Origin of the sequence: Janthinobacterium sp. SUN026 (assembly GCF_030397625.1) — a bacterium.
Classification (GTDB): domain Bacteria; phylum Pseudomonadota; class Gammaproteobacteria; order Burkholderiales; family Burkholderiaceae_D; genus Janthinobacterium; species Janthinobacterium kumbetense.
On the sequence record NZ_JAPQNU010000006.1, the window covers coordinates 1 to 24,487 of the forward strand.

Sequence of the window (24,487 nt, forward strand, 5' to 3'; positions counted from 1 at the left end):
ATGCCTGATGACCATAGCAAGTTGGTCCCACCCCTTCCCATCCCGAACAGGACCGTGAAACAACTTTGCGCCGATGATAGTGCTGCAACCAGTGTGAAAGTAGGTTATCGTCAGGCTTGTTATATAAAAAAACCCCGCGTGTGCGGGGTTTTTTTTCGTCTGCAGCGTTCATCGGATCAGATGCCCCAGGTGATGCTTTCATTTTCCGCCTTGGCCGAGCGCAGCATTTCCATCAAGGGGTAGGCGCGCTGCGAAAAATGCACTTTTTGCGCGCGCGCATGGGCGCCTGTTTCACCGTCTTCCAGCGTTTCCGGCGTATGCGCATCGTGTTCGATGTCATTTTCCGGATGCAGTTTGCTTTCCGCGACTTCTTTTTCCAGCAGGGCCAGGGCATCGCCCGCTTCCGCTGGCGTGATGACGCCGCGCGTGGGGTTCTTGTGCAGGATGTCGAGGATGCGCTGGGCATGTTCCTGGTACATCAGCACTTCTGGGGAGGATTTGGATTTGAATGAGATCAACATAAGCGCTTTCTGAAACTTGTTGTTAGTGTCGAAACAATATCACGACTTGAAATGTCGCACAGGCTGTCCGATTGCCCGGATTGCACATTTGCAAGCCGGATAGGCCCATCTGTTGGACAACGTACGTATTTACAAGAGCGTGTTTACCGTGAAAACATCCGTTTAAGCGATCGTTAAGTCTCAATCCAGTTTCACCGAGTCTATGAAAGTGTCGATGGTGTCACGCGACAGCTTGCTTTCTTCACCGAGTATGATGATCTGGAAGATGCGTTTGTCCTGCGCCACAAAACGGCCGACCAGCAGGACCGGCTTGCCCTGCTGCATCCCCGTCGCTTCGACGCTCAGCGCGCTGCGTTGATGGCTGCCGGCCGCCGTGCTGCTGGCCGTCGATGCGGATTTCTCGCTGCGCACGACACCATTGATATTTTTCAACAGGGCTGTCTGCATTGCGGGCAGGGCCGTTTGTGCCTGTTCCGCACTGTCGAGCACGGCGCTGCCGATGGCGAAGGTATTGCCATCGACCTCGCTCGCCGTCATGGTCAAGCTGACTTTCTTGCCGTCGAGATCGATCTCGCGCGTCAGCACGGCCGGTTTGCCCGGAAACAGGGCCGTAAACTGGGCGTCGGGGCTGCGATAGTCGCGCCAGTCGAATTTCGGGCTGCAGGCGGACAGGACGCTGGCGGCCGCGAGCGTAGCCAGAAAGAGGGCAAGTGATGTTTTTTTCATCAGCAGATGGTAGCAGCGCTGCCAATCACGCGCAATCGCGCACGTGCGGGGTTCACCGCTTGCCTTATATCTCGCGCAGTACGCGCCGGTACTGGATCGCTTCGGCAACATGCGGTTGCGTGATGGCGGGGCTGCCCGCCAGGTCCGCGATACTGCGCGACACGCGCAGCACCCGGTGATAGGTACGCGCCGACCAGTGCAGGCGCGTCATGGCGCCATGCAACAACTGTTCGCCATGTGGTTCCAGGCGACAATGTTGTTCGATTTCCGTGTTGCTCAGCCGCTGGTTCGCTTTTCCCTGGCGTGCCAGTTGCAAGGCATAGGCTGCCGCTACCCGCGCGGCGATCGCTTGCGTACTTTCGCCGGCGCCTGCACGTCGTCCCAGCGCCGTCGGCGGCATGGCGGCCACTTCAATCTGCAGGTCGATACGGTCGAGCAGCGGGCCCGACAGACGATTGTGATAGCGCAATACGGCGTCTGGCGTACAGCGGCAACGGCCGGAAGCGTGCCCCAGATAGCCGCACGGGCAAGGATTCATGGCGGCAATCAATTGAAAACGGGCAGGAAACTCGGCCTGGCGTGCCGCGCGTGAAATGCTGATCACGCCCGATTCCATGGGCTGGCGCAGCACATCGAGCACCCGGCGGTGGAATTCGGCAATTTCATCGAGAAACAGCACACCGCAGTGTGCCAGCGAGATTTCACCTGGCCGCGGCACGTTGCCGCCACCCACCAGTGCCACGCCGGATGCCGTCTGGTGCGGGGCGCGATAGGGCCGCCGTTTCCAGTGTTCCACCTTGAAGTGGCTGCCCAGCGAATGCACGGCCGCCGATTCCAGCGCCTCTTCATCGCTCATGGGCGGCAGCACGCCAGGGAAGCGGCTGGCCAGCATGGTCTTGCCTGCGCCCGGTGGTCCTACCATCAGGATGTTGTGACCGCCCGCTGCCGCCACTTCCAGTGCGCGTCGTGCCTGCAGCTGCCCTTGCACGTCGGCAAAGTCGGGATAGGGAAAAGCGCGCGGTGCCAGCACGGGCTGGTGGCGTTGCAGGGCAGTCTGGCTGGCGTGCCTGGCAAAATGCGCGCAGACCTCGAGCAGGCTGTGGGCGGGATAGATGCAGGCATCGCTGACGAGAGCCGCCTCGTCCGCGTTCGCCTGCGGCAGGATGAAGGCGCGTGGCGGGCCCGACTGGCTGCGCTGCATGGCAAAGGTCATCGCCAGGGCGCCGCGGATGGGGCGCAACTGGCCAGACAGCGACAGTTCGCCCGCGAATTCATAGTGGTGTAATTGGTCGCCCGGCAACTGGCCGGAGGCGGCCAGGATGCCCAGTGCGATGGGCAAGTCGAAGCGGCCCGATTCCTTGGGCAAGTCTGCCGGCGCCAGGTTGGCCGTGATGCGCCGCGCCGGCATCTCGAAGCCGCAGTTTTGCAGTGCGGCACGCACGCGGTCGCGAGACTCCTTCACTTCCGTATCCGGCAGGCCGACTATCGTAAACGAAGGCAAGCCATTGGCAAGGTGGACTTCGACACTTACCTCTGGCGCCTCCATGCCGGCCAGGGCGCGGCTTTTCAGGACGGCCAGGCTCATCAGACTCCCCTGTAGCGCGGACGCGGGCAGGATCAGTCTAGCGCTTGAAAAGGTGTGAGGCTTGAGGTATGCCAGCAAGGTCGCCGATTACGGCGCCCTGCGTGCAGCGGCTGCTTAGGCTTTTGGATCGTTCAGGCGCGTTTCCAGTTCGATCAGGCGCAATTCCAGTGCATCCAGTTTTGCGCGCGTCTTGGCCAGTACTTGCGCCTGGATATCGAATTCCTCGCGCGTGACGAGATCGAGGCGGGCGAAGCCCTGGGTCATCATCGATTTCACATTTTTCTCGATATCCTTGGCCGGCGAGTTTTCGATGGCTTGATGGATCTTGCCTTGCAAGTCGTTAAAGAAGGTATTCATGTCCATGGTCAGTCCTTTTATGGTGCGGCCTGTGCATCGCACCATTGCGGTGCACAGCGGCGTTAATCTGGTGCGAAACTGGGCGCTTCATTGTGCTTCAGCAGTCCGTTGCCGCATTCCTGGCCGTGTGCAGGGTATATATGGACGGAAATGCACCTGTCAAGGTGGCAAGAGAGCTGGCACGTATTCTGCTAAAGAAGGTATGAACGCTTTGTGATCTCCAGCCAAGATTTTAAACCTCAACCGCTTTAAAAGTTCAATAAAAGGGAATCGCCATGAAGAATCTGTCCAAGAACATGACTTTAGCTGCAGCGTTGACGCTGGCCATGACCGCCTTGTGCGGTAGCGCCATGGCCCAGGATGCAGTGGCGGCGCCTGTTGCGGCCGAAGCCGTACCTGATAACGTGGTGAGCTACAACGTGGCGCTGACCAGCGACTACCGTTACCGCGGCATCTCGCAAAGCCGCTTGAACCCGGCCGTCAGCGGCGGTGCCGACTACACCCATAACCCGACGGGCCTGTATGTGGGCACCTGGCTGTCGAGCATCAAATGGATCAAGGACGGCGGCGGCGATACCAATCTGGAATGGGATATCTACGGCGGCAAGCGGGGCGAGATCAGCAAGGATTTTACCTATGACGTGGGCGGCCTGTACTACTTCTACCCATCGAATGGGCTGAGCACGAATGCCAACACCTTCGAGCTGTACGGCCAGCTCGGCTACGGTCCGATGTATATCAAATACTCGCATTCGACCACCAATCTGTTCGGCGTTGCCGACAGCAAGAACAGCGGCTACCTCGACGTGGGCGCCAACGTCGAGGTGCATGATGGCTACATGTTGAACCTGCATGCGGGCCGTCAGAAGGTCGAGCACAACGATTCCCTCAGCTACAGCGATTACAAGATCGGCGTGACCAAGGACTTTGGCGTGGCGACCGTTTCCCTGGCAGCCGTCAAGGCCAATATCGATTCGATGGCACCGAATGGCAAGAATCTGGCGAAATCCGGTCTCGTGCTGACCGTGTCCAAAACCTTTTAAGCGAGACTGCCATGAAAATGATTACTGCAATCATTAAGCCGTTCAAACTGGACGAAGTACGCGAAGCTTTGTCGGCTATCAATGTGCAAGGCATTACGGTCACGGAAGTCAAGGGTTTCGGCCGCCAGAAAGGTCACACGGAACTCTACCGTGGCGCCGAGTATGTCGTTGATTTCTTGCCAAAAACCAAGATTGAAGCGGCCGTCGATGACGCCATTGTCGACCAGGCCATCGAAGCGATCGAAGGCGCCGCGCGTACCGGTAAAATCGGTGATGGCAAGATTTTCGTCTACAACCTGGAACAGGTCATCCGCATCCGTACCGGTGAAACCGGCAACGAAGCGCTCTAAGGGGAATATTGATGCATAAAAATATAACAAAATTGCTAGCCGGGATAGCCTGTCTGTGTGCGTTTGGCGTCGCCACGCCGAGCTTTGCCGATGCGCCCGCCAAGACGGAGGCGGCCACGACCGCGGCCGTTGCCGCCCCGGCCGTGACGCCCGTGCCTGACGCAGCAGCACCGGCTGCCGCCGCTCCGGCCCCGGCCGCTGCCGCGCCAGCCGCCGCGCCCGTTGCCAACAAGGGCGACACCAGTTTCATGATGATCAGCACCTTGCTGGTGATCTTGATGACGATCCCCGGCCTGGCCCTGTTCTACGGCGGCCTCGTGCGCTCGAAAAACATGCTGTCGGTGCTGATGCAGGTGTTCATGGTGTTCGCGTTGGTCATTGTGCTGTGGTGCATCTACGGTTACTCGATCGCCTTCACGGAAAAAACCGCCTTCTTCGGTGGCTTCGACCGCCTGTTCCTGAACGGCATCTGGGATCCGGCCAAGGGCACGTTTGCCGCCGCCGCCACCTTCAGCAAGGGCGTCGTCATTCCCGAGTTCGTCTTCGTCGCTTTCCAGGGCACGTTTGCCGCCATCACCTGCGCGCTGATCGTCGGTGCCTTTGCCGAGCGCGCCAAGTTTGCCGCCGTGCTGGCCTTTGTCGTGCTGTGGTTCACGTTTGCCTACCTGCCAGCGGCCCACATGGTATGGTTCTGGACCGGTCCTGACCTGATCACCAACGCCGCCACCTCGGCCAGCGAAGCCCTGAAGGCGGGCTGGATCTGGCAAAAAGGCGCGCTGGACTTCGCCGGTGGCACCGTGGTGCACATCAACGCCGCTGTCGCCGGCCTGGTGGGCGCCATCATGATCGGCAAGCGCGTCGGCTACGGCCGCGAATCGATGGCACCGCACTCGCTGACGATGACCATGATAGGCGCATCCTTGCTGTGGGTGGGCTGGTTCGGTTTCAATGCCGGTTCCTCGCTGGAAGCGGGCGACGTGGCGGCTTTGGCTTTCGTCAATACCTTGCTGGCAACGGCCGCCGCCACCCTGTCGTGGGTGTTTGGCGAATGGATTTCCAAGGGCAAGCCTTCCATGCTCGGTGGCGCGTCCGGCGCCGTGGCCGGCCTGGTGGCGATCACCCCGGCGGCCGGTTTTGTCGGCCCGATGGGCGGCCTCGTCATCGGCTTGCTGGCCGGCGTCGTCTGCCTGTGGGGCGTGAATGGCCTGAAACGCCTGATCGGCGCCGACGATTCGCTCGACGTATTCGGCGTGCATGGCGTGGGCGGTATCCTGGGCGCCTTGCTGACGGGCGTGTTTGCTGCACCACAACTGGGCGGCCAGGGCATCTTCGACTATGTCACCAACAAGATGTCGGCGGATCCGTACTCGATCGGCCATCAGGTGTGGGTGCAGGCGCAAGCGGTCGGCACCACCATCGTCTGGTCGGCCCTGGTTTCCCTCGTTGCCTATAAACTGGTCGACATCGTCATCGGCCTGCGCGTACCGGAAGAGGAAGAGCGCGAAGGCCTCGATATCACCAGCCACGGCGAGCAAGCGTACCATGGTTAAATAGCAATTATCTGGCATGCCAGCGCCCCGGCGCGGCATGTCCTGCTGGAAAAGGCGCCTCATTGAGGTGCCTTTTTTTCGTTGTGGGAATGTAAAAGGTCTTTAAAACAAGGCTTTTGCCCCGATTTGGGGTACTTACACGGTAATATAGTCGGCAGTTCTGTGTGCTTTTTTGAATACTGCACATAATTTAAGGATGTAACTATGGTTCCCCATCTCGTCACGGCCCTGACCGGACCGCTGCTCGACCTCGAAAAAAAGATTCTGGCCGCGACGCCGGCCATTGAGCGCTGGTTTCGCATGGAGTGGCAAGAGCACACGCCGCCCTTCTATTGCTCGGTAGACTTGCGTAACGCGGGCTACAAGCTGGCGCCCGTCGATACCAATCTGTTCCCTGGCGGTTTCCACAACCTGGCGACGGAAATGCTGCCCTTGTCCGTGCAGGCGGCCATGGCCGCCATCGACAAATATTGCCCGGATGCCCGCAACCTGCTGATCGTGCCGGAATTGCACAACACCACGCCGCAATACCTGCAGAACGTGGCGCGATTGATGCAGATCTTCCGCCAGACGGGGCTGCACGTGCGCTTCGGTTCCTGGTCGCCCGACATCACCCAGCCGACACCGTTGGCGTTGCCAGATGGCAACATGCTCGTCATCGAGCCCCTCGTGCGCCTGAACAATGGCCGCCGCCTGGGCTTGAAGGATTTCGACCCGTGCACGATTCTGCTGAATAACGACTTGTCGGACGGCATTCCCGATATCTTGCAAAATATTCATGAGCAAAGCCTGCTGCCGCCCTTGCATGCGGGCTGGGCCTTGCGCCGCAAGAGCAACCACTACACGGCCTACGATGAAGTGGTGAAGAAATTCGGCAAGATGATCGATGTCGACCCGTGGATGCTCAACCCCTTCCACGCCAAGTGCAGCGACGTGAATTTCCAGGAAGGCGAGGGCGAAGATGCGCTGGCCGCCAGCGTCGACGTGCTGCTGGCCAAGATCCGCAAGAAATACAAGGAATACGGCATCAAGGAAAAGCCGTTTGTCATCGTCAAGCCCGATGCGGGCACGTATGGCACGGGCATCATGACGGTGCGCGACGCCAGCGAAGTGCGCGACCTGTCGCGCAAGCAGCGCGACAAGATGTCCATCGTCAAGGACGGCAAGGTTGTCACCGATGTCATCATCCAGGAAGGCGTGCCGACCTTTGAAAGCATCAAGGATGCCGTGGCCGAGCCGGTCGTCTACATGATCGACCGCTATGTGGTGGGCGGCTTCTACCGCGTGCACGCGGAAAAGGGCGTGGACCAGAACCTGAACGCGCCCGGCTCGCAGTACGTGCCGCTGGCATTTGCCCAGCAGCATGCCGTGCCGGACTTGAAGGCCAAGCCGGGCACGGCCGCGCCGAACCGCTTCTATGTGTATGGCGTGGTGGCGCGCCTGGCCTTGCTGGCCGCGTCGCTGGAAATGGAGCGCACGGACCCGAATCCCGAGGTGTATTGATCCATCCCTGCGGCTTGCCAGGCGCGGTGACTACCGCGCCCGGCGATCTCGGCTAGAATCAAGCATTCCTTATCCAGGCTCCCCGATTGGACGCACCATGAAAATTGCATTCCTTGCCGACCCGCTGGCAGGCTTCAAGACTTACAAAGATTCCACTTTCGCCATGATGCGCGAGGCGGCCAAACGCGGCCACGCCGTGTACGCGTTTGAACAGAAGGACATGGCGCTGGAAGAGGGCATCGTCACGGCACGGGTACAGCATATCGAGCTGACGGGTGACGAACACGACTGGTACAAGGTCGTTTCCACCGAAGAAGTGCGCCTGTCGACCCTGGACGCCATCATCGAGCGCAAGGACCCGCCGTTCGACATGGAGTACGTGTACGGCACGTATCTGCTGGAACTGGCGGAAAAGCAGGGCGCGCACGTCTTCAACAAGCCGTCCGCCATCCGTGACAACAATGAAAAGCTGGCCATTGCCCAGTTTTCCGAATTCACTTCGCCGACCCTGGTGACGTCGAACGAAGCGCGCCTGCGCGCTTTCCACGCCAAGCACCAGGACGTCATCTTCAAGCCGCTTGACGGCATGGGCGGCACGGGCATCTTCCGTGTCAAGGCCGACGGCCTGAACCTGGGCGCCATCATCGAGACCCTGAGCGAGAACGGCGCACAGACCATCATGGCGCAGCGGTTTATTCCCGACATCGTCAAGGGCGACAAGCGCATCCTCGTCATCGGCGGCAAGCCGGTGCCGTTTTCGCTGGCGCGCATCCCGCAGGCGGGGGAAGTGCGCGGCAACCTGGCCGCCGGCGGCACGGGCGTGGCGCAGCCATTGACGGCGCGCGACCTGGAAATCGCGGAAAAGCTGGGCCCGATCCTGGCCGCGCGTGGTCTGATGCTGGTAGGATTGGACGTGATCGGCGACTATCTGACGGAAGTCAATGTCACCAGCCCGACTTGCTTCCAGGAAATCATGCAGCAGACGGGCTTTGACGTGGCGGCCATGTTTGTCGACGCCGTCGAGCATGGCGTTGCGCAAGCGCAGCAGCGCTAGAAGGTGAAATGACTATGGTAGGGATTTTGCTCATGACACATGCACCGCTGGGACAGGCTTTCATCGCCGCCTGCGCGCATGTGTTTCGGGGGCCAACGGAACGGTTTGAAGCCATCGACGTCGTCGCCGACCAGGACCTGGCGGAAGTGCAAAAGCTGGCGTCGGACGCTATCTGCCGTCTCGACGACGGCTCCGGCGTGCTGGTGATTACCGACGTGAAGGGCGGCACGCCGTCGAACTGCTGCAACAAGCTGGCCGACGCGGGGCGGGTGGAAGTCATCGCCGGCATCAGCCTGCCGATGCTGCTGCGCGCCATCACGTATCGCCGCGACACGCTCGACGTGGTGGTGGAGATGGCGCTGGCCGGTGCGCAAAGCGGCGCCGTGCGCGTCGATAACCGCATCCGCGTGGGAGAATAAGGAAGTGCATGGCCGCCGCCCTGAAGGCGGCGGTTTTTATAGGCCAAGATTGTCATCAGCGTAGTGCATTCAGGGATAGAGACCATACAAAAATGATTCAAAGAGAACTCGAAATCATCAACAAGCTGGGATTGCACGCACGCGCCTCCGCCAAATTTACCCAGCTCGCCGCCAAGTTCAAGAGCGACGTCTGGCTGACCCGCAACGCGCGCCGCATCAACGCCAAGTCCATCATGGGCGTGATGATGCTGGCCGCCGGCAAGGGCGCAAAAGTGACCCTGGAAGCCGAGGGCGATGATGAGCAGGCATGTGTCGATGCGCTCACCGCCCTGATTAATGACAGGTTTGGCGAAGGCGAGTAATGCCCGCCGAACGCAGCCGCAGCCGCATTCCGACAGGTCACCCCATGGCATCTTTCACGCTCCACGGCATCCCGGTCTCCCGCGGCATCGCCATTGGCCGCGCGCATCTGCTGGCGCCGGCCGCCCTTGACGTCAAACACTACCTGGTTGCCCAGGAACAGATCGAAGCGGAAGTCCAGCGTTTGCAAAACGCCATCGCCGCCGTCCACAAGGAGCTGCAAACCCTGTGGAACGAGCTGCCGAAGGACGCCCCCACGGAACTGGGCGCGTTCATCGACGTGCATGCGCTGATCCTGTCGGATCCGATGATCGCCGAAGCGCCGCTCGACATCATCCGTTCGCGCCACTACAACGCCGAATGGGCGCTGTTGACGCAGATTGATGAATTGTCGGCGCAGTTCGACGAAATTGAAGACCCGTATTTGCGCGAACGCAAGGCCGACATCCAGCAAGTGGCCGAACGCGTGCTGAAGGTCTTGCTGGGTACGGAACAGCTGCTGCCGAAAGCGGCCGCCGACGATGAATTGCTGGCGCAGATGATCGTCGTCGCCCACGATATCTCGCCGGCCGACATGCTGCAGTTCCGCGACCGCTCCTTCATCGGCTTCATCACCGACGTGGGCGGTCAGAACTCGCACACGGCCATCGTCGCGCGCAGCCTGGATATCCCGGCCGCCGTCGGCATGTCGCAGGCGTCGATGCTGATCGAGCAGGACGACTGGCTGATCATCGACGGCGACGCGGGCGTGGTAATCGCCAACCCCAGTCCCCTGGTGCTGGAACAGTACCGCGAGCGCCAGGTGGCCATGCAGCGCGCGCGCAAGAAGCTGGGCAAGCTGAAAAAGACGCCGGCCGTCACCAGATGCGGCACGCCGATTACCCTGCTGGCGAATATCGAACTGCCCGAGGATTGCCCGTTCGCGCTGGAATCGGGCGCCAGCGGCGTGGGCCTGTTCCGCTCCGAATTCCTGTTCATGGGTCGCGCGCACAAGATTCCCACCGAGGACGAGCAGTTCGAGGCTTACCGCAACACGGTGCAATCGATGAAAGGGCGCGTGGTGACCATCCGCACGCTCGACATCGGCGCCGACAAGCCGCTCGACCAGTCCGACCATACGGCCTTGAATCCCGCCCTGGGCTTGCGCGCCATCCGTTACTGCCTGGCCGAGCCGCAGCTGTTCCTGACGCAGCTGCGCGCCATTTTGCGCGCCTCGGCCTTCGGCAAGGTGCGCATCCTGATTCCCATGCTGGCGCATGCGTTCGAGATCGACCAGTCGCTGGCCATGATCGCGCAAGCGAAGGCCAGCCTGCGCGAGGACGGCGTCAAGTTCGACGACGAGGTCGAAGTGGGCGCCATGATCGAGATTCCCGCCGCTGCGCTGGCCCTGCCCATGTTCGTCAAGCGCATGGATTTCCTGTCGATCGGCACGAATGATTTGATCCAGTACACCCTGGCCATCGACCGCGTCGACTATGAAGTGGCGCATTTGTACAATCCGCTGCACCCGGCCGTGCTGCAACTGATCTCCATGACGATCGCCGCCGGCCACAAGGCGGGCATCGACGTGGCCGTCTGCGGCGAGATGGCGGGCGACGTGAAGCTCACGCGCTTGCTGCTGGGCATGGGCTTGCGCGAGTTTTCCATGCATCCGGCCCAGCTGTTGGCAGTCAAGCAAGAGATACTCAACAGCGATCTTGGCCTGATTGCGCCACAAATGCGCAAAATTATGCGTTCCATGGAACCAAATGTGATCGCGGAAGCTGTCCAGCAACTGCAGCTCATGTAAACTGTCACCTTATCAGCATCAGGACACCTCGCGCGCGGCAAGAGGTGCCCTGATGCTAAAGTTGCAGCACCTATCATCGCGGTGCTGCATCGACCATGGCCCGTGGGGCCGCCCCCCTTTTATAAACCGACACACATGTCATCCATTGGAATTGTTTCGCCGCAAACCATGTATTTTGCGCAACCCTTGCAGCTGCAAAGCGGAGCATCGCTGCAAGACTATATGTTGATGTATGAAACCTACGGCACCCTGAACGCCGACAAATCGAACGCGGTGCTGGTCTGCCACGCCCTGAACGCCTCGCACCACGTGGCCGGCGTGTATGCGGACGAGCCGAAAAGCACGGGCTGGTGGGACAATATGGTGGGACCGGGCAAGCCGCTCGACACCAACAAATTCTTCGTCATCGGCGTCAACAACCTGGGTTCCTGCTTCGGTTCGACGGGCCCCATGCACACCAATTCCGCCACCGGCAAGCCGTACGGCGCCTCCTTCCCCGTCGTCACGGTGGAAGACTGGGTCAGCGCGCAGGCGCGCCTGGCCGATGAACTGGGCATCGCGCAGTTTGCCGCCGTGATGGGCGGTTCGCTGGGCGGCATGCAGGCGCTGGCGTGGAGCATCATGTTCCCCGAGCGGCTGCGCCACTGCGTGGTGATCGCCTCGACGGCCAAGCTGTCGGCGCAAAATATCGCTTTCAACGATGTGGCGCGCCAGGCCATCCTGTCCGACCCCGATTACCATGGCGGCGACTTCTATGCCCACGGCGTGGTGCCGAAGAACGGCTTGCGCGTGGCGCGCATGGTGGGCCATATCACCTATCTGTCGAATGACGACATGGCCGAAAAATTCGGCCGCAAGCTGCGCGATGCGGCGCAGACGGGCGACTACAAGTTCGGCTTCGGCATCGATTTCGAGATCGAATCGTATTTGCGCTACCAGGGCGACAAATTCTCCGAATACTTCGACGCCAACACGTATCTGTTGATCACCAAGGCGCTCGATTATTTCGACCCGGCGCGCGCGCACGGCGGCGACCTGGCCAAGGCCCTGTCGGGCACCAAGGCCAAGTTCTTCCTCGCCTCGTTTTCCACCGACTGGCGCTTCTCGCCCGAGCGCAGCCGGGAAATCGTCGAAGCGCTCGTCTGCAACCGCCGCCAGGTCACGTATGCGGAAATCGACGCGCCGCACGGCCACGACGCCTTCCTGCTGGAAGATGCGCGCTACATGAACATGGTGCGCGCCTATTATGGCCAGGTATGGAACGACATCGGGGCGGGCTTGCCCGCTCCTGCACAGCACACCGCCGTCCGCCAGGGCGCGAAGGAGACCGCATGACTTTTGACGAATTGAGCGCGCTGCGCCCCGACCTGGCCTTCATCGCCCACTGGGTGCCGGACAACGCGCATGTGCTGGACGTGGGCTGCGGCGACGGCGTGATGCTGCAGTACCTGCAAAGCGACAAGGAGTGCAGCGGTTACGGCATCGAGATCGCCGACGACAAGGTATTGGCCAGTACTTTGCGCGGCGTCAATGTGATCCAGCAGGACATGGAAAAAGGCCTGGCCGTCTTTGGCGACAACAGCTTCGATACGGTGCTGTGCCTGTCGTCCCTGCAGATGATGAAACAGGTCGAGCCGCTGCTGCGCGACATCGTGCGCGTGGGCGCCGAAGCCATCGTGTCGTTTCCCAACTTCGCCTACTGGCCGCACCGCGTGGCATTGCTGAAAGGGCGCATGCCCGTGTCGAAATCGCTGCCCTACCAGTGGTACGACACGCCCAACGTGCGCTGCGCAACCATCAACGACTTCCGCGAACTGGCCGAGGAATGCGGCCTGGAAGTGATCGAATGCGTGGCCCTGGCCGAAGGCAAGATGGTTTCTGTGCTGCCGAACCTGCGCGGCGACCTGGCCGTCTTCCGCCTGCGTAAAAAAGCGGTGCATTGATGAGCACAAGCCCGGCGCCAGGCTGGCGTTCCTATGCCAATGGCCGCATGCTGGCCGTGCTGGTGCTGGGCTTCAGTTCCGGCCTGCCCTTGTTCATCCTGCTGTATCTGTTGCAGGCATGGCTGGCCAAGTCGGGCTTGAACGTCAAGGCGCTGGGGCTGTTCGCCCTGGTGCAGTTCCCGTACATCTGGAAATTCCTGTGGGCGCCCCTGATGGACCGCTACCGCATCCTGGGCCTGGGCCGCCGGCGCGGCTGGATGGCCCTGACGCAGGTGGCGCTGTTCTTTTCCATCGGCGGCATGGGCATGCTCGATCCGCTCACGCAGATCGGCCTGATCGCGGCCGCTGCCGGCGGCGTGGCTTTTCTGTCTGCCAGCCAGGATATCGTCATCGACGCCTACCGGCGCGAAATCCTCAGCGATAACGAGCAGGGCCTGGGCGCCGCCGTCATCGTCAACGCGTACAAGGTGGCGGGCATGGTGCCGGGCGCGCTGTCGCTGATCCTGGCCGACCGCATGCCGTGGCAGCCCGTGTTCTGGATCACGGCCGCCTTCATGCTGCCTGGCCTCGTGTGCACCCTGCTGATCAGGGAGCCGACCGTGTATGGCTCGCCGCCGAAGACCATGCGCGAAGCGATCATCTTGCCATTCCAGGAATTCATCGCGCGCGATGGTTGGCGTAACGCAATGTGGATTCTCGCTTTCGTATTACTCTATAAAATCGGCGACAGCATGGCCACGGCGCTGGCGACGAAGTTTTACCTGGACCTGGGTTTTAGCATGACGCAGATCGGCCTGGCCGCCAACACCACGGGATTCTGGGCCAGCCTGGCCGGCGGCGTGGTGGGCGGCGTGTGGATGCTCAAGCTGGGCATCAACCGGGGCCTGTGGGTGTTTGGCGCGCTGCAGGCGGTCGCGATTCTGGGATTCGCCTGGCTGGCGCAGGTGGGGCCGAACACCATGCTATTGAGCGCCGTGATCGGTTTTGAAGCTTTCGCCAGCTTGGGCCTGGGTGCGGCCGCCTTTGTCGCGTTCCTGTCGCGCACCACGGACCCGCGCTACACGGCCACGCAATATGCGCTGTTTTCCAGCCTGAGCGCCGTGCCGCGCACCCTGATCAATGCCTCGGTGGGCTTCCTGGTCGCCGAGCTGGGCTGGTTCTCGTTTTTCATCGTGTGCTTCTTCCTGGCCTTCCCGGCCATGATGATGCTGCCTAAAATCGCTCCATGGAGGTCTGCCAATGGCACCAATATCCCTTAAACGTTACACCGTCCTGGCCAGCCTGTGCGCGGTCACGGCGCTGGCGCCCCTGTCCGTCCACGCCCAGCAGGCGACGGTACAGGATGGCATCAAGGTGCGTCCCTTGTCGACGTCGCGCATCTTTGCCGGCGGCACCGATTTCAATGCGGAATCGAAGCAGCAATATACGCAGTTGGTCAACGAAGCGAAGGAAAAAAATGCGCTGGTGCCGGACAGCGATCCGCAAGTGAAACGCCTGCGCGCCATCGCCCAGCGCATCATTCCGTTTGCCACGCGCTGGAACGATGCGGCGGCCAACTGGAACTGGCAGATCAACCTGCTCAACTCGGACGAGGTCAACGCCTTTTGCATGCCGGGCGGGCAAATCGCTTTTTACAGCGGGATCATCACCAAACTGAACCTGACCGACGATGAAGTGGCCGTCGTCATGGGCCATGAAATTTCGCACGCCTTGCGCGAACACTCGCAAGCGCAGGCTGGCAAGGGCAACCTGGCCGCCGTCGGCTCGAAGCTGGTGGGTGCCGGCCTGTCGGCCTGGCTCGGCGTCGACCCGAATCTGACCAGCACTGCCACGAACATGGCGGCCAAGGGCGTGATGCTGAAGTTCTCGCGCGACGATGAGCGCGAAGCGGACCTGATCGGCATGGACCTGGCCGCGCGCGCCGGTTTCGATCCGCGCGCCGGTGTGGTGCTGTGGCAGAAGATGGCGGCTGTGAGCGCGGGCGCGCCGCCGGAATTCCTCTCGACCCACCCGTCGGGCAAGGACCGCATCTCGCAGATGAACAGCCACATGGCGCAAGTGTTGCCCCTGTACGCGCGCAGCAAAGGCGTCAGCGTGGACGCCTTGCCGCCGTACCGCAGCAACGCCATCGCGCAGCGCTAGGATGTCTGTACGCAGTCCCGGCAACAAGCCGGCAGCGGCGCCGTTGCCCATGCGCGACGGCGTGGCGCCCAGCTACCTGTGGCTGCCGGAAGGGCAGTGGCCCGACATGCTGGCGTTTCTGCTCGAGCGCTATCCGCAGATCAGCGCCGCGCAATGGCGGGACCGCATGGCGCGCGGCGAAGTGGTCAACGGCGACGGCGCCGTGCTGGCACCCGGCAGCGCCTACAAGCGCGGCATGCGCATTTTTTACTACCGCGAGCTGGAGCGGGAAACGCCGATCCCCTTCCAGGAAGAGATCCTGTTCCAGGACGACCACCTGGTGGTGGTCGACAAGCCGCACTTCCTGCCCATGACGCCGGCCGGGCGCTTCGTGCAGGAGACCCTGCTGACGCGCCTGAAGAAAACCCTGGACTGCGCCGACCTGACGCCGATCCACCGCCTCGACCGCGAGACGGCTGGCGTGGTGATTTTTTCGCGCCAGGTGGCCAGTCGCGGCGCGTATCAATCGCTGTTCCAGCGCCGCGAAGTGCGCAAGACGTACGAGGCGCTGGCGCCGCGCCTCGATGGCCGCGATTTTCCATTTACCTACCGCAGCCGCATGGTCGAGGGGGAGCAGTTTTTCCTCATGCGCGAGGAAGCGGGCGAGCCGAACTCGGAAACCGTCATCGACGTGATCGAGCGGCGTGGCGAGTTGAATCTGTACCGGCTGCAGCCGCACACGGGGCGCAAGCATCAGCTGCGCGTGCACTTGGCCGCGCTGGGCATCCCCATCGTCAACGATGCGTTTTATCCGCTGGCCCTGCCGTGCAAGGAAGACGATATGTCGCAGCCCTTGCAGTTGCTGGCGCGTGCGATCGATTTCACGGACCCGTTGAGCGGCGCGCCGCGCCGTTTTGAAAGCCGGCGCAGCCTGTAGTGGCGCTTACGCCTTGAGCGTGTAGTCGATGATCAGCGGCGCGTGGTCGGAGAAGCGCTCGTCCTTGTAGACGCTGACCGTGTGCGCTTGGGCCGCGATGCCGGGCGTGGCGACGTGGTAGTCGATGCGCCAGCCCACGTTTTTCGCGTAGGCTTGTCCGCGGTTGCTCCACCACGTGTACTGGTCTTCGCGCTTGTCCAGGCCGCGGTGCACGTCGACAAAGCCCACTTCGTCGAAGACGCGCGTCAGCCAGGCGCGTTCTTCCGGCAGGAAGCCGGAATTTTTCTTGTTGCCCTTCCAGTTCTTCAGGTCGATTTCGTGGTGGGCGATATTCCAGTCGCCGCAGATGACCACTTCGCGGCCCAGCGCCTTCAATTCCAGCAAATGCGGCAGGAACAGTTCCATGAAGCGGAACTTGGCTTCCTGGCGCTCCGGGCCGGACGAACCGGACGGGCAGTACACGGAAATGACGGAAAGGCTGCCAAAATCACAGCGCACGTAGCGGCCTTCGGCGTCGAATTCAGGGCTGCCGAAGCCGATATGCACGGCGTCCGGTTCGACCTTGCTGTATACGCCCGTGCCGGAATAGCCCTTTTTCTCGGCATAGTGGAAATGGCCATGATAGCCGTGCGGGTTGAGGAATTCCGGCGTCATGTCGGGCAGTTGCGCCTTCAATTCCTGCACGCAGATGAAATCGGCCGTTTGCGTGCCCATCCAGTTGAAAAAGCCTTTTTTGGCGGCGGAACGGATGCCGTTCAGGTTGGCGGAGATAATTTTTGGCATAGGTCTAGAGTGAAAGGGCGCTGGACGGGGCCGGCGGGCGCGGCATGGCGATTGTCTCGCCGGTGCGCGCGGATTAAAATACAGGCACTTTTAAAAAATGAGGCTAATGTGAATAATTTACGCCAGCAGTTTATCGCGTTTTCAGTATCCAAGGGAGTCTTGCGGTTTGGCGAGTTCACCACCAAGGCCGGACGCCAGTCGCCGTACTTCTTCAATGCGGGACTGTTCCATGACGGCGCTACCCTGGCCGAGCTGGCGCAGTTCTACGCACAGACCCTGCTCGATTCGGGCGTGGAATTCGACATGCTGTTCGGTCCCGCCTACAAGGGCATCACCCTGGCGTCGGCCACCGCCGTGGCGCTGGCCGGCAAGGGCCGCAACACCTCGTTCGCCTTCAATCGCAAGGAAGCCAAGGACCATGGCGAAGGCGGCACCATCGTCGGCGCCAAATTGCATGGCAAAGTCGTCATCATTGACGATGTGATCTCGGCCGGTACCTCGGTGCGCGAATCGGTGGACATGATTCGCGCCGCCGGCGCCGAGCCATGCGCCGTGCTGATCGCGCTGGACCGCATGGAGCGCTCGGGCCCGGACGGCCAGCTGTCGCCAAGTTCGGCGGTGCAGGAAGTGTCGAAACAGTACGGCATTCCCGTCATCTCGATCGGCAACCTGGACGACTTGTTCGGCTACCTGAATGGCGCCGGCGCCGATCCGGAACTGTTGAAACATAAAGAGGCTGTTTCGGCATACCGCACCAAGTATGGGATTTAAGTAGTCTTCTCCAGTAGCGCCCGCAGCCGCGGGTCGCTGCAGGCGGCGCTGGCCTGCGGATGGCATTGCAATAGCCGCCGCAGCAGCGCGCCGCCGATGCCGCGCCGGCGGAACGGCGGTTTCACGAACAGCATGTTCACCGTCACCTCATTCGCGCACTTGCTGATGTCGAGCATGGCCACCTGCTGGCCGTCGATCCATGCGCACAGCGCGCTGTCTCCTTGCCAGTCTATCTGCATCACGCCAGCCATGGTTTGAGCGCCGCATGCAAACCCAGGGCGAACAGGCCGATAAAAAAGCATCGCTTGAATACTGGTTGCGCGATGCGCCCGCGCAGCCATTGACCGGCCAGCATGCCGGCCAGCGCCGGCAGCAGCGCATACGCCGACGCGCCGGCCGCACCGAGACTGAAGTCGCCGTGCAAAGCCAGGCTGGCCGCCAGCGCCACGGTCGACGCCGTAAACGCCAGACCCAGCGCCTGCACCAGCGCATCGCGCGCCAATCCCAATCCCTGCAGATACGGCACGGCGGGGATGACGAAGACACCCGTGGCGGCCGTCACCAGTCCCGTCACCGCGCCTGCCACGGGCCCCAGCCACGCTTCGTGCCGCGCCGGCACGCGCAGCTGCAGTGAGAACAGGCCCGCCAGCGCATACAGCATCAGCGCCACGCCCAGCGCGACGATGGCCCAGACCCCGCTGTCGGCCGGCAGCAAGGCGCCGCCCGCCAGCGTGCCCGCCATGACGGCGGTCAGCATGGGCCACAAGCGCCGCAGCAGCGCGCGCAGGCCGGGGCCGGCCGCCAGTTGCCAGACATTCGTCACCATCGAGGGCACGATCAGCAGGGCTGCCGCCTGCACGGGCGGCATGATGAGGCTGAGCGTGCCCATGGCCACCGTCGGCAGCCCCAGGCCGACTACGCCCTTGACGAAGCCAGCGACGAGGAAGCTGGCGCCAACGGCCAGCAGAAATGACGTCTCCATCTTTTTTGTCCAGAGTGATTTTGCGTGAATTCTGCGCTTGCCCGGGGATTTCGCCAAGGTGGATTATTTTGAGTCAGCCTTAGTAAAATACGAAGGCTGATAAGATGGCGAAAAGGAGAGCCGCATGCGCTTTGATCTGGTCGATTTGCAGCTGTTTGTCAACGTGGTGGAGGCGGGCAGCCTGACGGCGGGCGCCGCGCGCAGTCACCTGGCGCTGGCCTCAAGCAGTGCGCGCGTGCGCGGCATGGAAGAGATGCTGGGCATGCCCTTGCTGCTGCGCGGGCGGCGCGGCGTGGAGCCGACCCCCGTGGGCCAGACCTTGCTGTATCACGCGCGCCTCGTTTTACTGCAAATGGAGAAAATGCGGGGCGAGCTCGGTGAGTTTGCGCGCGGCTTGAAAGGGCAGTTGCGGCTGCTGTGCAATACGGCGGCGCTCAGCGAATTTTTGCCCGAGGCACTCGGCGCTTTTCTCGACCGCCATCCGAACCTGACCATCGACCTGGAAGAACGCCTCAGTTACGATATCGTCAAGGCTGTCTCGGAAGGGTTGGCCGACATGGGCATCGTGTCCGACTCGGTCGACATGCGCGGCTTGCAGACGTTTTTGTTTCGCCCCGACCGCCTGGTGGTCATCGCGGCGGCCGACGGCGTGCACCACCGCGCGTTGGGCCAGGATGGTGTCGTCGCGTTTTCCACGCTGCTGGATCACGATTTCATCGGGCTGGCCGACGACAGCGCGATGCAGCAGTACCTGGGCATGCATGCGGCGCGCCTGGGCCGCCCATTGAAGGTGCGCGTGCGCCTGCGCAGCTTCGATGCCGTGTGCCGCATGGTGGCCAGCGGCGTGGGCATCAGCGTGGTGCCGCTGGCGGCTGCCAGCCGCTGCCAGCAGACGATGGCGCTGCGCTGCCTGGAATTATCAGATCCCTGGTCGGTACGCAATCTGACGATTTGCGTGCGCCAGTTCAGTGAATTACCCCTGTATGCGCGCCAGTTGATCGATCACCTGAAGGCGTGACAGGGCATGACAGGAGCAGCGATGCGTTTTTCAGAAGACAAGATGGCCAGCCTGCGGTGCAGCGACCAGGTCGAGCGCCCCATCCACATCTGGCAGCCGCCAGGGCCACAACAGCCACGTGCCGTGATCCTGGCGATCCACGGCGGCATGGCGCATGCGGGCGATTACGTCACGCCGGCGCTGACCTTCCGCCAGCGCGGCATCGCCACCGTCAGCTTCGACATGGTGGGCCACGATGGCCAGCGCAAGGTCGATATCCCATCGTTCGAGGCTTTCCTCGACGACGAAGAGCTGTTCCTCGCCTGGGTCAAGCAGGCGTATCCGGGTGTACCGATCTTCGTCATGGGCCACTCCATGGGCGGCCTGATCGCCACGCATCTGGGGCTGCGGCGCTTTGCGGGCGACCCGGCCATCAAGGGTTTTGTCATCTCATCGCCGTATTACGTGAATGCGATTCCCGTGCCAAAGGTGCTGCAAATGCTGTCGGGCTGGCTGGCGCAGCGCTTCCCCACGATGAAGGTACCGCTGGGGAATCTGACCATGCTGCTCACGCACGACCAGACCATCACCGCGCGCCATTTCCAGGATGAGCGCGACGGCATCCGCGCCAGTGCCGCCTCGGTACGTTTCGCCCATGCCTTGACGTCGGCGCAAAAGGAATTGGCGAGCGGCTTGTCGGGCTGGCGTTTCCCCCTGTTCGCCGTGGTGGCCGGTGACGACAAGCTGGCCGACAGCCGCGCCACGGAGAGCATGCTGCGCAGCGTGCCCGATGGCTTGCTCGACTATCACTACTATCCGGCAAATTACCACGAGAATTTCAATGAGCTGAACCGCGAGGTGATCTTCGCCGCCATCCTGGCGTGGATGGAAAAACAACTGGCACCCGCGCCGCGTGAGGCGCAGGTATCGTTATAATCAGGTCAATGGATTTTACCGCCGCATGCCGGCCCGGTCCCCGCGGCGCAGGGGAATACTGAAGGAACGAACGATGCGCTTGCTGATTGCCCTGATATTCCCGTGGCTGACCTTTTTCACGATCGGCCGTCCGATCGCCGGCATCATTTGCCTGATCCTGCAAATCACCTTGATCGGCTGGCTGCCAGCGACGATCTGGGCCGTATATGCGCTGAGCCAGTTCAAGACGGACCAGAAGATCGCCGAGGCCATGCGCCGGCGTTGATGGTTTCCTAAGTCCTGCCTAAGCTGCGCTTCCTATCTTGATTCAACCGACACGAGGAGAGTGAGATGGCATCAAACAGACGCGGTACCCTGGGCCTGGTGGCGGCAATGCTGTCCGCCGGGCTGTTGCTGGGAAGTGCGGCGCAGGCGCAAACGGATAACGCGCTGCCGCCCGTGCAGAAGAGCGGGGCGGTGGAGTACCTGAGCGGCGGCATCGGCCTCGACGAGTCGACGGCCATCAAGAGCGCCAGCCGGCATTGGCCATTGAGCCTGGTGTTTTCCGTGCAGGCGGCAGGCAAAGCGGAATTTGCCTCCGACGTGAAGCTGCAGATCAGCGACGCCAAGGGCACGCAGGTGCTGGAAACGACGGCCAGCGGGCCATTCCTGCTGGCGAAACTGCCGCCGGGCAGCTACAGCCTGCGCGCCACCCTGGCCGGCAAGACGTTGGAACGCAAGGTGCAGGTCAAGGCGGGCAGCTCCGCGCGCGTGGAGCTGGTCTGGCCGGCGGGAACGAACCAGGGCCGGACCTGATGCCGGGCGACGGCAAGGCGTCCGAACGGGGCGTGCCGGCGCGCGGTTTGTCTGCCCATATCTTGCCCACGTCGGCGACGATGGTGGGCGTATGCATGACGGTGCTGTCGATCGGCCACCTGGCGCCGCGCGGCGAGGTGCGCGTGGCGATCGACAAGCTGCTGGCCGTCGATGCCATCGTCTTTCTCGTCAGCGCCGTGCTTTCGTTCATGTCGCTGCGCCCCGGCCAATCGCGCTTGCGCTACGAATGGTGGGGCGAACTGCTGTTCATTTGCGGCCTGGCCCTGCTGGCGCTGGGCGCCGTGGTGCTGGCCTTCGTCATCAACTGACCTTGAGTACGCGCCCTTCGGTGGCGCTTTGCAGCGCCAGTTCGATCAGGCGTATCGTCGCCGCCGCATCTTCGGCTGCCACGGGCGCCGGTGCGCCGTGGCGGATGGCGTCGGCCATGCCCTGGTAAAAGTCCTGGTAGCGGCCCGCCTGCATCTCGAGGTGTTCAACATGTCCGTCCGGCTGCGTGCCCAGGTGCAGGGCGCCGCGCACGGGGTCCACGCCCCAGCCGGGTTGGCCCGGCCTGCCGCCTGCCTTCAGAGCGTCTTCCTGCGGGTCGAGGCCAAATTTCACGAAACTGCCTTTGTCGCCATGCACGGCGAAGCGCGCCGTCGGCGCCTTCACCAGACAGCCGGCTTGCAGCACCACGCGCAGCCGGTCGTAGTACAGCACAAGGTGCATATAATCTGCAGCCTGTGCGCCGTCGCGCTGCAGGGCGATATCGGCGTACAGCTTTTCCGGCTGGCCGAACAGCTGCATGGCCTGGTCCAGCATGTGCGGACCCAGGTCGTACAGCAGGCCGCCGCCCGGCGCGCCGGACTCGCGCCAGCGCTGGCGGATCTCGGGACGGAAACGGTCGAAATGCGATTCGACGCTGGCGATGCGCCCCAGGGTACCCTGCGCCAGCAGCGTTTTGAGGGTCAGGAAGTCGCCATCCCAGCGCCGGTTGTGATACACGCTGAGCACCAGCTTGCGTTCCTTCGCCACGGCGATCAGGGTTTGCGCCTCGGCGCTGGAAATCGTGAATGGCTTGTCGACCACCACGTGCTTGCCTGCCTGCAGGGCCGCTTGCGCCAGGCTGAAATGTGCTTCATTGGGCGCGGCGATGACGACCAGCTCGATGGACGGATCGGCAAACAGCTGCGCGGGCTCGGCATACACGGTCGCGTGCGGCCAATCCTTGCGCACGAGCTCCGGTTTGCTGGAAGCGACGGCCGCCAGCTCCAGGGCCTCGATGGAGGACAGGACGGGAGCGTGGAAGGTGGAGCCGGCAAAGCCGTAGCCGATTAGGCCGGTTTTGATCTTGTTCATGGCGTGTTCACAGGTGCGTGGAAGAATCCATGATCATACTGCAAGCGGGCGGCGCATAAAAAAAGGACGCCGCAGCGTCCTTTTGCATGCCTCTCGCGAAGATTACCCCGCCAGCTTGGCCTTCAGCAGTTCCGTCAGCTGCGCCGGGTTGGCCTTGCCCTTGGACGCTTTCATGGCCTGGCCGATCAGCGCGTTGATGGCCGCTTCCTTGCCGGCGCGGTACTGCTCCACCGACTTGGCGTTCGCCGCCAGCACTTCATCGACGATGGCTTCCAGGGCGCCCGAGTCCGAGATCTGCTTCAGGCCCTTGGCGTCGATGATGGTGTCGACCAGATTTTCGTCGTCTGACTTCGCTTCCCACATGCCGGCAAAGACTTCCTTTGCCGCCTTGTTCGAGATCGTGCCGTCGGCGATGCGCTTGAGCATGGCGGCCAGCTGCGCGGCGGAGACGGGGGCGTCGTCCAGGTCCACGCCTTCGCGGTTCAGGGTCGACGACACGTCGCCCATCAGCCAGTTGGCGGCGGCCTTGGCGTTTTCCTTGCCAGCCTTGTCGACCACGGCGACGAAGTAGGTGGCCATGGCTTTCGACTGCGTCAGCACCAGCGCGTCGTATTCCGGCAGCGCGTATTCGCTGATGAAGCGGGCGCGCATGGCGGCCGGCAGTTCCGGCATCGAGGCCTTGACCGTGTCGATCCACGCTTGCGAGATGACCAGCGGCGGCAGGTCAGGGTCCGGGAAGTAGCGGTAATCCTGCGCGTCTTCCTTGCTGCGCATTTCGCGCGTTTCCTTGCGGTCCGGATCGTACAGGCGCGTCGCCTGCACGACCTCGCCGCCGTCTTCGATCAGTTCGATCTGGCGGCGCACTTCCACGTGCACGGCTTCCTCGATGAAGCGGAAGGAGTTCAGGTTCTTGATTTCGCAGCGCGTGCCGAATTCCTTCTGGCCGACGGGGCGCACGGAAACGTTGACGTCGCAGCGGAACGAGCCTTCCTGCATGTTGCCGTCGCAAACGCCCAGCCACATGACCAGCGAGTGCAGGGCCTTGGCGTAGGCCACGGCTTCGGCGGCGCTGCGGATTTCCGGTTCCGAGACGATTTCCAGCAACGGCGTGCCGGCGCGGTTCAAGTCGATGCCGCTCATGCCCGCGTAGTCTTCGTGCAGCGATTTGCCCGCGTCTTCTTCCAGGTGGGCGCGCGTCAGGTTGACCGTCTTGGTGACGAATTCGCCATCCTTTTCATAGCCGAAGGTCAGGGCGCCACCGATGACGACGGGGTCTTCGAATTGGCTGATCTGGTAACCCTTGGGCGAATCGGGATAAAAATAGTTTTTGCGCGCGAAGACCGAGTGCGGCGCGACGGTGGCGCCGACGGCCAGGCCGAAGCGGATGGCGCGGTCGACGGCTTGCTTGTTCATGACCGGCAGCACGCCTGGCAGCGCCAGGTCGACGGGGCTCGCTTGCGTGTTGGCTTCGGCGCCGTACTTGATCGGCGAACCGCTGAAAATTTTGGATTCGGTCGTGAGCTGCACGTGGTTCTCAAGACCGATGACGACTTCCCATTGCATAGTGTTCTCGCTTATTTTTTGGTGGCGCCGCCTGGGCGGCGCG

General features: G+C 62.3%; 28 protein-coding genes and 1 rRNA gene. 20 read left to right on the plus strand and 9 right to left on the minus strand.

The genetic code is table 11. The features are described from left to right. Positions 1 to 3: 3 nt before the first annotated feature. Positions 4 to 116 (plus strand): 5S ribosomal RNA (gene rrf / locus OX459_RS23335). A 60-nt stretch (positions 117 to 176) separates the two neighbouring features. Here the strand turns inward: rrf and OX459_RS23340 are convergent. The 4 genes from OX459_RS23340 to OX459_RS23355 all read right to left on the minus strand — a co-directional run bounded on the left by OX459_RS23340 (position 177) and on the right by OX459_RS23355 (position 3,195). Continuing rightward, complete coding sequence (locus tag OX459_RS23340; RefSeq protein ID WP_034749443.1) at positions 177 to 521, minus strand: DUF1840 domain-containing protein; 345 nt, start codon at positions 519 to 521, stop codon at positions 177 to 179. A 180-nt stretch (positions 522 to 701) separates the two neighbouring features. Beyond that, positions 702 to 1,247, minus strand: coding sequence for a hypothetical protein (locus OX459_RS23345; RefSeq protein ID WP_289906745.1), 546 nt, complete (start codon positions 1,245 to 1,247; stop codon positions 702 to 704). 64 nt (positions 1,248 to 1,311) lie between these two features. After that, the gene (locus tag OX459_RS23350; RefSeq protein ID WP_289906746.1) at positions 1,312 to 2,832 is read right to left on the minus strand and encodes a YifB family Mg chelatase-like AAA ATPase; all 1,521 of its coding nucleotides are present in this window, start codon (positions 2,830 to 2,832) and stop codon (positions 1,312 to 1,314) included. Between the two features lie 114 nt (positions 2,833 to 2,946). Further along, the gene (locus OX459_RS23355; protein WP_035824443.1) at positions 2,947 to 3,195 is read right to left on the minus strand and encodes an accessory factor UbiK family protein; all 249 of its coding nucleotides are present in this window, start codon (positions 3,193 to 3,195) and stop codon (positions 2,947 to 2,949) included. Positions 3,196 to 3,464: 269 nt separating this feature from the next. Here OX459_RS23355 and OX459_RS23360 point away from each other — a divergent pair, with 269 nt between their 5' ends. The 13 genes from OX459_RS23360 (at position 3,465) to OX459_RS23420 (ending at position 16,258) form a co-directional block, all read left to right on the plus strand. After that, positions 3,465 to 4,232, plus strand: a complete 768-nt coding sequence (locus OX459_RS23360; RefSeq protein WP_289906747.1) for a TorF family putative porin — start codon at positions 3,465 to 3,467, stop codon at positions 4,230 to 4,232. Positions 4,233 to 4,243: 11 nt separating this feature from the next. Continuing rightward, positions 4,244 to 4,582 (plus strand): P-II family nitrogen regulator, encoded by a 339-nt coding sequence (locus OX459_RS23365; RefSeq protein ID WP_010393464.1) that lies wholly within the window; start codon positions 4,244 to 4,246, stop codon positions 4,580 to 4,582. A gap of 11 nt (positions 4,583 to 4,593) precedes the next feature. Further along, complete coding sequence (amt, locus tag OX459_RS23370) at positions 4,594 to 6,132, plus strand: ammonium transporter (protein WP_285817187.1); 1,539 nt, start codon at positions 4,594 to 4,596, stop codon at positions 6,130 to 6,132. A gap of 204 nt (positions 6,133 to 6,336) precedes the next feature. Beyond that, complete coding sequence (gene gshA, locus OX459_RS23375; protein ID WP_077399358.1) at positions 6,337 to 7,635, plus strand: glutamate--cysteine ligase; 1,299 nt, start codon at positions 6,337 to 6,339, stop codon at positions 7,633 to 7,635. A gap of 97 nt (positions 7,636 to 7,732) precedes the next feature. Beyond that, positions 7,733 to 8,689: a glutathione synthase gene (gene gshB / locus OX459_RS23380; RefSeq protein WP_099665557.1), complete on the plus strand. Its 957-nt coding sequence runs from the start codon at positions 7,733 to 7,735 to the stop codon at positions 8,687 to 8,689. A gap of 14 nt (positions 8,690 to 8,703) precedes the next feature. Beyond that, on the plus strand, positions 8,704 to 9,108 hold the full coding sequence (locus tag OX459_RS23385; protein ID WP_035824452.1) for a PTS fructose transporter subunit IIA: 405 nt from the start codon (positions 8,704 to 8,706) through the stop codon (positions 9,106 to 9,108). Between the two features lie 92 nt (positions 9,109 to 9,200). Then, the gene (locus tag OX459_RS23390; protein WP_034749416.1) at positions 9,201 to 9,470 is read left to right on the plus strand and encodes an HPr family phosphocarrier protein; all 270 of its coding nucleotides are present in this window, start codon (positions 9,201 to 9,203) and stop codon (positions 9,468 to 9,470) included. Between the two features lie 44 nt (positions 9,471 to 9,514). Beyond that, positions 9,515 to 11,257 (plus strand): phosphoenolpyruvate--protein phosphotransferase, encoded by a 1,743-nt coding sequence (gene ptsP, locus OX459_RS23395; RefSeq protein ID WP_077408955.1) that lies wholly within the window; start codon positions 9,515 to 9,517, stop codon positions 11,255 to 11,257. 135 nt (positions 11,258 to 11,392) lie between these two features. Next, entirely contained in the window at positions 11,393 to 12,592 is a 1,200-nt protein-coding gene (locus tag OX459_RS23400) for a homoserine O-acetyltransferase (RefSeq protein ID WP_289906748.1), read from the plus strand. Then, entirely contained in the window at positions 12,589 to 13,200 is a 612-nt protein-coding gene (metW, locus tag OX459_RS23405; RefSeq protein ID WP_099665555.1) for a methionine biosynthesis protein MetW, read from the plus strand. The genes OX459_RS23400 and metW overlap by 4 nt, the downstream gene beginning before the upstream one ends. After that, positions 13,200 to 14,459, plus strand: coding sequence for an AmpG family muropeptide MFS transporter (locus OX459_RS23410; protein ID WP_289906749.1), 1,260 nt, complete (start codon positions 13,200 to 13,202; stop codon positions 14,457 to 14,459). The genes metW and OX459_RS23410 overlap by 1 nt, the downstream gene beginning before the upstream one ends. Then, positions 14,440 to 15,342, plus strand: a complete 903-nt coding sequence (locus tag OX459_RS23415) for a M48 family metallopeptidase (RefSeq protein WP_251350967.1) — start codon at positions 14,440 to 14,442, stop codon at positions 15,340 to 15,342. Before OX459_RS23410 ends, OX459_RS23415 begins: the two co-directional genes overlap by 20 nt. 1 nt (position 15,343) lies before the next feature. Further along, positions 15,344 to 16,258, plus strand: a complete 915-nt coding sequence (locus OX459_RS23420; RefSeq protein ID WP_289906750.1) for a pseudouridine synthase — start codon at positions 15,344 to 15,346, stop codon at positions 16,256 to 16,258. Positions 16,259 to 16,264: 6 nt separating this feature from the next. Here OX459_RS23420 and OX459_RS23425 read toward each other — a convergent pair whose 3' ends face one another. Then, positions 16,265 to 17,041: an exodeoxyribonuclease III gene (locus OX459_RS23425; protein WP_289906751.1), complete on the minus strand. Its 777-nt coding sequence runs from the start codon at positions 17,039 to 17,041 to the stop codon at positions 16,265 to 16,267. Positions 17,042 to 17,149: 108 nt separating this feature from the next. Here OX459_RS23425 and pyrE point away from each other — a divergent pair, with 108 nt between their 5' ends. Beyond that, positions 17,150 to 17,812, plus strand: coding sequence for an orotate phosphoribosyltransferase (gene pyrE / locus OX459_RS23430; protein WP_034784688.1), 663 nt, complete (start codon positions 17,150 to 17,152; stop codon positions 17,810 to 17,812). Here the strand turns inward: pyrE and OX459_RS23435 are convergent. Together OX459_RS23435 and OX459_RS23440 are read right to left on the minus strand one after the other, a co-directional pair. After that, positions 17,809 to 18,063, minus strand: coding sequence for a GNAT family N-acetyltransferase (locus tag OX459_RS23435; RefSeq protein ID WP_289906752.1), 255 nt, complete (start codon positions 18,061 to 18,063; stop codon positions 17,809 to 17,811). The genes pyrE and OX459_RS23435 overlap by 4 nt on opposite strands. Further along, the gene (locus OX459_RS23440; RefSeq protein ID WP_289906753.1) at positions 18,051 to 18,794 is read right to left on the minus strand and encodes a sulfite exporter TauE/SafE family protein; all 744 of its coding nucleotides are present in this window, start codon (positions 18,792 to 18,794) and stop codon (positions 18,051 to 18,053) included. The genes OX459_RS23435 and OX459_RS23440 overlap by 13 nt, the downstream gene beginning before the upstream one ends. A gap of 124 nt (positions 18,795 to 18,918) precedes the next feature. On the opposite strand from OX459_RS23440, the gene OX459_RS23445 reads away from it, so the two are divergent. From OX459_RS23445 to OX459_RS23465, 5 genes are all read left to right on the plus strand, one after another. Further along, complete coding sequence (locus OX459_RS23445) at positions 18,919 to 19,812, plus strand: LysR substrate-binding domain-containing protein (RefSeq protein ID WP_289906754.1); 894 nt, start codon at positions 18,919 to 18,921, stop codon at positions 19,810 to 19,812. Positions 19,813 to 19,833: 21 nt separating this feature from the next. Beyond that, the gene (locus OX459_RS23450; RefSeq protein ID WP_289906755.1) at positions 19,834 to 20,727 is read left to right on the plus strand and encodes an alpha/beta fold hydrolase; all 894 of its coding nucleotides are present in this window, start codon (positions 19,834 to 19,836) and stop codon (positions 20,725 to 20,727) included. 73 nt (positions 20,728 to 20,800) lie between these two features. Next, positions 20,801 to 20,992, plus strand: coding sequence for a YqaE/Pmp3 family membrane protein (locus tag OX459_RS23455; RefSeq protein ID WP_077399393.1), 192 nt, complete (start codon positions 20,801 to 20,803; stop codon positions 20,990 to 20,992). A gap of 65 nt (positions 20,993 to 21,057) precedes the next feature. Then, positions 21,058 to 21,522: a carboxypeptidase regulatory-like domain-containing protein gene (locus OX459_RS23460; RefSeq protein WP_289906756.1), complete on the plus strand. Its 465-nt coding sequence runs from the start codon at positions 21,058 to 21,060 to the stop codon at positions 21,520 to 21,522. Then, positions 21,522 to 21,851, plus strand: a complete 330-nt coding sequence (locus OX459_RS23465; protein ID WP_289906757.1) for a hypothetical protein — start codon at positions 21,522 to 21,524, stop codon at positions 21,849 to 21,851. The genes OX459_RS23460 and OX459_RS23465 overlap by 1 nt, the downstream gene beginning before the upstream one ends. Here the strand turns inward: OX459_RS23465 and OX459_RS23470 are convergent. Next, on the minus strand, positions 21,844 to 22,881 hold the full coding sequence (locus OX459_RS23470; protein ID WP_289906758.1) for an oxidoreductase: 1,038 nt from the start codon (positions 22,879 to 22,881) through the stop codon (positions 21,844 to 21,846). The two genes, OX459_RS23465 and OX459_RS23470, sit on opposite strands and share 8 nt — an antisense overlap. A 102-nt stretch (positions 22,882 to 22,983) precedes the next feature. Next, complete coding sequence (gene gatB / locus OX459_RS23475) at positions 22,984 to 24,459, minus strand: Asp-tRNA(Asn)/Glu-tRNA(Gln) amidotransferase subunit GatB (protein WP_289906912.1); 1,476 nt, start codon at positions 24,457 to 24,459, stop codon at positions 22,984 to 22,986. Positions 24,460 to 24,487 lie beyond the last annotated feature (28 nt).